General features: G+C 68.1%; 7 protein-coding genes. All 7 read right to left on the bottom strand.

The features are described from left to right. Window positions 1–709: SDR family oxidoreductase (locus N878_RS08880; protein ID WP_021443313.1), on the bottom strand; the 709-nt coding region annotated here is incomplete at its 3' end. A gap of 52 nt (window positions 710–761) precedes the next feature. Then, window positions 762–1,226 (bottom strand): hypothetical protein, encoded by a 465-nt coding sequence (locus N878_RS08875; protein ID WP_021443312.1) that lies wholly within the window; start codon window positions 1,224–1,226, stop codon window positions 762–764. Window positions 1,227–1,380: 154 nt separating this feature from the next. Then, window positions 1,381–2,814, bottom strand: coding sequence for a mannose-1-phosphate guanylyltransferase/mannose-6-phosphate isomerase (locus N878_RS08870; RefSeq protein ID WP_021443311.1), 1,434 nt, complete (start codon window positions 2,812–2,814; stop codon window positions 1,381–1,383). Between the two features lie 211 nt (window positions 2,815–3,025). Continuing rightward, the gene (locus tag N878_RS08865) at window positions 3,026–3,673 is read right to left on the bottom strand and encodes an alginate O-acetyltransferase AlgF (RefSeq protein WP_021443310.1); all 648 of its coding nucleotides are present in this window, start codon (window positions 3,671–3,673) and stop codon (window positions 3,026–3,028) included. A 25-nt stretch (window positions 3,674–3,698) separates the two neighbouring features. After that, window positions 3,699–4,832: an alginate O-acetyltransferase gene (locus N878_RS08860; RefSeq protein WP_021443309.1), complete on the bottom strand. Its 1,134-nt coding sequence runs from the start codon at window positions 4,830–4,832 to the stop codon at window positions 3,699–3,701. Between the two features lie 13 nt (window positions 4,833–4,845). Further along, a complete protein-coding gene (locus N878_RS08855; protein WP_021443308.1) occupies window positions 4,846–6,297 on the bottom strand; it encodes an MBOAT family protein in 1,452 nt (483 codons plus the stop codon). Between the two features lie 119 nt (window positions 6,298–6,416). Next, window positions 6,417–7,436: mannuronate-specific alginate lyase (locus N878_RS08850; RefSeq protein ID WP_021443307.1), on the bottom strand; the 1,020-nt coding region annotated here is incomplete at its 5' end.

Raw genomic sequence — 7,436 nt, 5'->3', positions numbered from 1 at the left:
GTTTGTCGCGCTGCACGGCGGCGAGCAGTTGCGCGGCGAACGCCTCGGCCGGGGTGGGGTTGTCCTGCGAGGCGCCGGCGCGGGCGCGGATGCCGTCGCGCAGCGGCCACCAGGGCGAGTCCTGGCGGATCAGTGCTTCGGCCTGCTGGCTGGCGTTGGCGCCGAAGCTGGAGGCGATGGCGCCGGGCTGCACCTCCATCACCTCGATGGCGAAGGGCGCCAGCTCCAGGCGCAAGGCGTCGGTCAGCGCGTGCACCGCCGCCTTGGAGGCGCAGTAGGCGCCGGCGAAGGGGGTGACCAGCACGCCGGAGACGCTGCCGATATTCACCACCAGGCCGCGGCTGCGACGCAGCAGCGGGAACATGGCGCGGGTCACGCCGACCACGGCGAACACGTTGGTCTCGAACTGCTGGCGCATGGCCTGAACGCCGCCGTCGAGCAGCGGGCCCATGGCGCCGTAGCCGGCGTTGTTGATCAGCACCTCGAGGCCGCCGATCTCCTCGTTCAGGCGGCTGGCCAGGCGTTCGAGGGCCTCGCCGTCGTTGACGTCCAGCTGCACCGCCTGGAAACCGGCCTGCCGCAGCGCCGCCAGGTCGCCGTCCTTGCGCGCGGTGGCCCAGACGCGGTAACCGGCGGCCTGGAAGGCGTCGGCCAGGGCGCGGCCGATGCCGCTGGAGCAACCGGTGATCAGGACATTGGCTTGGGACATGCGGCGGTCTTCCTTGTGGCGGGTTATCGGTATGCGCGGTGCAACCCGGGGCTCAACGGACGAACTGGCCCTGCAGGCGCTCGGCGCGAAACTCCAGGGTAGCCGGGCTGTAGCCGCTGCGCAGGTCGGGCAGCGGCAGGCAGTCGTTCCAGCTGGCGCCAGGCAGCAGTTCGCCGGGGCCGCTGTAGCGCGGCGATTCGTACAGGCGCTGAGCCAGGTTGGTGGCGTTGCCGGGGCGGTAGGCGGCGACTTCCCAGCGCAGTTCCAGCAGGGCGGCGTCGCTGCCGTTCTTCAGCGTGACGAACAACGGCCGGTCGGCCGGGCACTGCTGCGGATCGTAGCGCAGGCGCAGTTCCAGGTGGGCGAGGTAGCGGGCGTCGCGGTTTTCCTGCCAGAGCACCCAGCTGGCGACCAGGGCCAGGCCGGCCAGCGCCGCCATGGAGATCGGCAGGGCCTTGAGCGGGTAGCGGATCAGCAGGATCAGCCAGGAGACGACGAGCAGGACACCGATCAGCATGGGGGCAGCCTTGGAAAAGTCTGCCCTCATCCTACACAAGGCGGTTTGTCAGGGTAACCGCAGGGGCTGTCTCAAGCTGTGACAGGGGCGTAGCCCGGATGCAATCCGGGGGCCTCGGCGGCGGGGCCCCGGATTGCGTCCGGACTACGGCGGCTCAATGTGCGCTGATGACCGCGGCATCGCTGCGGCCGTAGACGTCCTCCAGGCGCTCGATATCGTCCTCGCCCAGGTAGGTGCCGGACTGCACCTCGATGATCTCCAGCGGGATCTTGCCCGGGTTGGAGAGGCGGTGCACCGAGGTCATCGGGATGTAGGTGGACTGGTTCTCGGTGAGCAGGAACTCGCGGTCGTCGCAGGTCACCTTGGCCGTGCCGGACACCACGATCCAGTGCTCGGCGCGGTGGTGGTGCATCTGCAGCGACAGCTGCGCCCCCGGCTTGACGGTGATGTGCTTGACCTGAAAGCGCCCGCCCATGTCCACCGAGTCGTACGAGCCCCAGGGGCGGTACACGGCGCAGTGGTTCTGGGTCTCGCTGCGGCCCTGGGCATCGAGTCTGCCCACCAGCTTCTTGACGTCCTGCACGCGGTCCCTGTGCGCCACCATCATGGCGTCCTTGGTTTCCACCACGACGATGTCGTCCAGGCCGAGCACCGAAACCAGCTTGCCGTTGCCGTGCACCAGGCAGTTGCGGCTGTCCTCGAGCAGCACGTCGCCTTTGGTGACGTTGCCGGCAGCGTCCTTGTCGTGCACTTCCCAGATCGACGACCAGCTGCCGACGTCGTTCCAGCCGGCGGCCAGCGGCACCACGCAGGCGCGGGTGGTCTTCTCCATCACCGCGTAGTCGATGGAGTTGTCCGGGCAGCAGGCGAAGGTGGCCGGGTCGATGCTGATTTCCGCGTCCTTGCGCTGGCTGCGCTCCAGGGCCAGCAGGCAGGTGTCGTAGATGTCCACGTCGTGCCGCTTGAGTTCCTCGAGGAAGCGGCTGGCGCGGAACAGGAACATGCCGCTGTTCCAGTAGTAGTCGCCGCTGGCCACGTATTCGGTGGCGCGCTCGGCGTCGGGTTTCTCGACGAAGCGGGCGACCCGCGCCACGCCGTCCGGCAGCTGCGCATCGACGCTGCCGCGGATATAGCCGTAGCCGGTCTCGGGGCGGTCGGCCGGTACGCCGAACAGCACCATCTCGCCCTTCTCGGCGGCCACGTTGGCCAGCGCCAGGGCCTGGCTGAAGGCCTGCTGGTCGTCCAGCACGTGGTCGGCCGGCAGCACCAGCATCAGCTCGTCACGCCCCTCGGCGATCAGCTGCAGGGCGGCCATGGCCACCGCCGGCGCGGTGTTGCGGCCGAAGGGTTCGAGCAGCAGCAGCTGCGCCTGCTGGCCGATCTGCTGCAGCTGTTCCTGGACGATGAAGCGGTGCTCCAGGTTGGCCACCAGCACCGGCGGCTGCATGCCCTCGACGGAGAGGCGCTGCAGGGTCTGCTGGAACAGCGTGTGCTCGCCGGTGAGGGCGAGGAACTGCTTGGGATACTGCTTGCGCGAGAGCGGCCAGAGTCGCGAGCCGCTGCCACCGGAAAGGATGATCGGGGTCATGGTGTGTCTCCTGAGATGAGGGTCATGAGGTGCTCCAGCGTCATGTGGTGCGGCGTGTGCCCGCCGTTTTCCTTGTTCTCGAAAAAACTCGTTGCCTTAAGGAAGTTCTGAAAAAGCCATTTTTCGTCACTCCCGCGAAGGCGGGAGCCCAGGGACTACGCAGGCTCTGGATTCCCGCCTGCGCGGGAATGACGGCTATTTCAGAGTTTCCTTAACCGTCGATGGGGCGCTTGACCCACACCGGTGCCAACTTGCCCTGGGCGCCGGTGACGAACAGGCTGACCACCTCGCCGCGCTCCAGGGTCACGGGTTTGAGGTCGGCCACCTTGCGCTCGCCCTCGAACAGCGCCAGGCCGACCTTGACCGGGTTGATCTCGCGCTCGCCGCGGCCGTCGGGCTGCACATCGGCGACCACCGCGGTCTTGCCGTCGGCGGTCTTCAGGCTGAGCGGGCTGTCGCTGAGGTTCTGCACCCGCAGCAGCGCCTTCTGCTTGTTGCTGAACGCCGGTTCCTCGACCAGGCGCGGCGCGCTGCCGGTCTGGCTGACCAGGGTGTAGTAGTGGGCGGCCTGCAGCTGCACCGGCAACCGGGCGTTGCCGACCTGGGCCTGGTAGCTGCCGGCCGGCAGGTACTCGAAGTCGCTGGAGCCCAGCGGTGCGACCCGCTTGAGCTGCACCTCGCCGACGTTGACGTCGAGCTCGGCGTTGCCGGCGTTGTAGGCGCGAACGAAGGCCGAGCCCTTGGGCGCCTTGGGCCCGTAGAGGGCGCCGTCGTCGGCCTGGGCCTGGAACATGCCGAGGCCCAGGGCCAGGGCGCAGGCGCCCAGGGTGAAGCGGCGCAGGGTGGTTTGAGTGTTCATCGGATAGTCCTCCTTGGGGGATGAATCAGTGGCTGGCGGCAGCCAGCCCCTGGCGCTCGCCGCCGTCTTTCAGGGCAGCAAGCCATTGGGTGTCGAAGTCGGTGAGATCGCTGGTCATCGGCAGGTAGCGCTCGGGGAACTCCCAGATCACCAGTTGCGGTGGGGCGCTGTTCAGCTCCTCGCTCTGCAGGTACTTGAGCATCGGCACCAGCGGGCCGCCGCCTTCCTCGGCGTGGTTGGCCAGGTCGCGCTGCAGGTGCTGGCGCAGCGCGCCGGCGAAGTTCCAGGCCGGGTTGGCGCTGTAGCTGGTGCCGACCAGCGCCACCGGTAGGTCGGTCTCGGCGAACAGCGCGTCGCCGTCGCCGCCGGCGGCATGGGTCTGGCGCAGTTGCAGGCGGTCGGCGCTCGGCAGCAGGCTCTCGAACAGCGGGCCGAGCGGCAGGAAGCGGGTCAGGTCGCCCTGGTGCGCGCGGGTTTCCAGGGTCTCGGTGACGAACTCCTGCGGCTCGCCGCGCAGCTGCACGGCGCTGCGCACCACCTCGCTCAGGGCGCGCGCGGCGACCTCGGCGCCTTCCGGCGTCCAGTGGGTGTCGGTGCGCAGGAACATCGGCGCCTCACTCTTGGCCGCCTGCAGCGGGCCGAGCAGGTCCGGCGCGGCGATCCCGGCATTGCGCACCGCGCGATGAAAGCGCGGATACAGGCTGCGCTGCAGGGCGCTGGGCTGATGGGCGCCGGTGTGCTCCGGGTAGAGGCGGGTCTTGGCCGGGACTATGGCCAGCAGCAGCTGGATATCGCGATCTTGCAGCTGGCGCTGCACGCCACGGATCAGCGCCAGGTTGTCGCGCAGCTGGCGTTGAGCATCGACCACCGGGTCGAATTCCTCGTCCGAGTACAGCCAGCCGTCCTGGCCGATCACCAGGCCGGCGCGGCCTTCGCCGAATGCCAGGTATTCCAGGGCCGCCCACAGGTTGATGCCGACCTGCTTGAGCGGAAAGTGCTCGTCGTAGTGCCGCTCGAGGCTCTTGGCCAGGCTGCCGTCGAGCACGCGCGGTTCGGCGGGCGGCCGGTAGTCCGCCAGGCCGCCGAGGGCGAGCAGGCTGGTGGGTACCAGCAGCAGGCTGAACAGCGCGACGTAGAGGGTGGTGACGGGGCGATTCATGGCTGACCTCCGCTCAGAACTGGAAGTAGAGGAAGGGGGAGTAGCTCTGCGCCGAGAGCTTGAGCAGCGAGGCGCAGAACAGCAGCAGCAGGGCGCCGCGTAGCGCCAGCAGGCGCAGGTCGACGGCCTGCAGGGCGACACCGGCGCTGGCCAGGGTCAGGCCCGGCGCATGGCTGCGGCTGGCGAGGAACTGGCGGGCGCCGTTGACGGCGATCACCACCCAGGCCAGCGCCAGGGTGACCATCTGCAGCCCGCTGATCTGCGCCAGGGTCAGCTCGCTCGGGCGCCAGTCGCCGAAGGGCAGCAGCGCGGCGTACATGCGCCCGGCCACCTCCAGATTCTCGGCGCGGAAGATCACCCAGCCGAGCATCACCAGCAGCAGGGTGAAGGCCCATTTCAGCGGGTTGAACACAATCGGTGCGGCTTTCACGCCGAGCGCCCGTTCGATGGCCAGCCAGGTGCCGTGCCAGGCGCCCCAGATCAGGAAGGTCCAGTTGGCGCCGTGCCAGAAACCGCCCAGCAGCATGGTCAGAAACAGGTTGCGGTAGGTGTTGAAGGTGCCGTGGCGGTTGCCGCCCAGCGGCACGTAGAGGTAGTCGCGCAGCCAGGTCGACAGGCTGATGTGCCAGCGCCGCCAGAACTCGGTGATTGACTGGCTGATATAGGGCTGGTTGAAGTTTTCCATGAAGCGAAAGCCCATCATCAGGCCCAGGCCGATGGCCATGTCGCTGTAGCCGGAGAAGTCGAAGTAGAGCTGCGCGGTGTAGGCGATCATGCCCAGCCAGGCGTCGCCGGTACTGGGGTTTTCCAGGGCGAAGCAGTGATCGACCAGCGGCGCCAGGCTGTCGGCGATGAACACCTTCTTGACGAAGCCCTGCATGAAGCGCGTGGCGCCTTCGCTGAACTTGTCCAGGCTGTGGGTGCGCTCGGTGAACTGGTCGGCCAGGTCCTTGTAGCGCAGCACCGGGCCGGCGATCAGCTGCGGGAACAGGGCGATAAAGGCGGCGAAGTTGATCAGGTTGCGCGTCGGTTCGGTGTCGCGGCGGTACACGTCGATCAGGTAGCTGATCGACTGGAAGATGTAGAAGGAGATGCCGATCGGCAGGATCACCGAGGTGAGGACGAAGGGCTCGAGACCGAAGGATTCGAGCAGGGCGTTGATATTGGCCACGCCGAAGTTGGCGTACTTGAAGTAGCCCAGCGTGGCCAGGTTGCCGACCACCCCGGCCACCACCCAGCGGCGTGCCATTTCGGTGCCGGCATGGGCCTGGATGCGCAGGGCGAAGACGTAGTTCCACAGCGTCACCGCGGCGAACAGCAGGAGGAAGTCCACCCGCCACCAGGCATAGAAGGTGTAGCTGCCGACCAGGATCAGCAGATTGCGCCCGCGATTCGGGCACAGGTAGTACAGGCCGAGGAAGATCGGCAGGAACAGGAACAAAAAGACGTTGGATGAAAAGACCATCCGGGCTTCTCCGAAAATAGCCGGGGCAGCGCCCCCCTTTCCCCCCGCGAGCGGAGGGTTTGTTTTGCTGCGTCCCGTAGGCGCGAACTTGTTCGCGAAATTCGCGGCTCAAGCCGCGCCTACGGGCTTTCAAATACCTGGCTTACCTCGCCGCCGAGGCGGAAGCTGTTGAACGGCCCCATCGTCCGGTTCAGTTCGCGGGTCTGTTCGCTGCAGGCGTAGAGGCTGCAGTAGGGCGCCAGCCAGGCGTACTTGTAGTCCTTGCGCAGCTCGCTCATGTCCTGCTTGGCGCCGCTGCGTTGGGCGAACGCCGCCGGATCGCGCGCGCCTTGCAGCACGCGCTCGGCCAGGCGCTGCAGGGCGCCCTGGTTCTCGCCGCGCAGGTCGACGCCGTTGGCCTCGGCGAAGGCCGCGATCATCGCCAGCGGCGGCAGGGCGTAGTTGTGATAGGCCAGGGCGCGCTGGCTGCGGCGTATCTCGTTGGCCAGGTAACCCTGGTCGTCGACCTGACCCGCGGCGATGCGGAACTGGCCCACCGACCAGTCGAACAGGTCGCGGCGGTCAGCGATGACGGCCACCGCCATCACCGACCAGGCGGCCCAGTAGCTGTGGTTGTTGATCTTCTTCAGCGGCAGGTCGCTCCACTCGCGCACCGTGTGCTCGGCCAGACGCACGAACCAGGCTTCGATGCGCGCGCTCTGCTGCGGGTAGGCGGCCAGCGGCTGCGACGCGGAGAACTTCAGGCGCAGCCAGGCGCCGGCCAGGCTGCCGAGCGCCCATTTGCGCATCGACTTGCCGGTGTGGTTGAACTGCTCGGACGCCAGCGCATCGGCGCTGGCCCACTGGTCGAGCCAGTCGATGGCGCAGTCCAGGCGCCCCTGCTGACCGGTGCGCATATAGCCGGTGATCATCCGCCCGGCTTCCTTTTCCAGGCGGGTGATGGGCGCGGTCTGCGCGCGGAAGTTCTGCTCCGCCTGGCGGTTGAGCGTGGCGCGGGCGCTGCCTGAACCCTCGTATTTGCTGGTGAACTGCAGCGCACCGGTGTAGGGCGCAGGCGTCACCGGGCAGCTGGGCGCCTGGCCGCCGTGCTGCCGTACCGGCGCCAGGTAGCCGGGCGGCGGCTGCAGCGCGGCGAAGGC

The organism is Pseudomonas sp. EGD-AK9, assembly GCF_000465935.2.
In the GTDB taxonomy this organism is placed as follows: Bacteria; Pseudomonadota; Gammaproteobacteria; order Pseudomonadales; family Pseudomonadaceae; genus Aquipseudomonas.
Note: the sequence above shows the minus strand (reverse complement) of the source record. Positions and strands in the feature narration are given on the sequence as shown.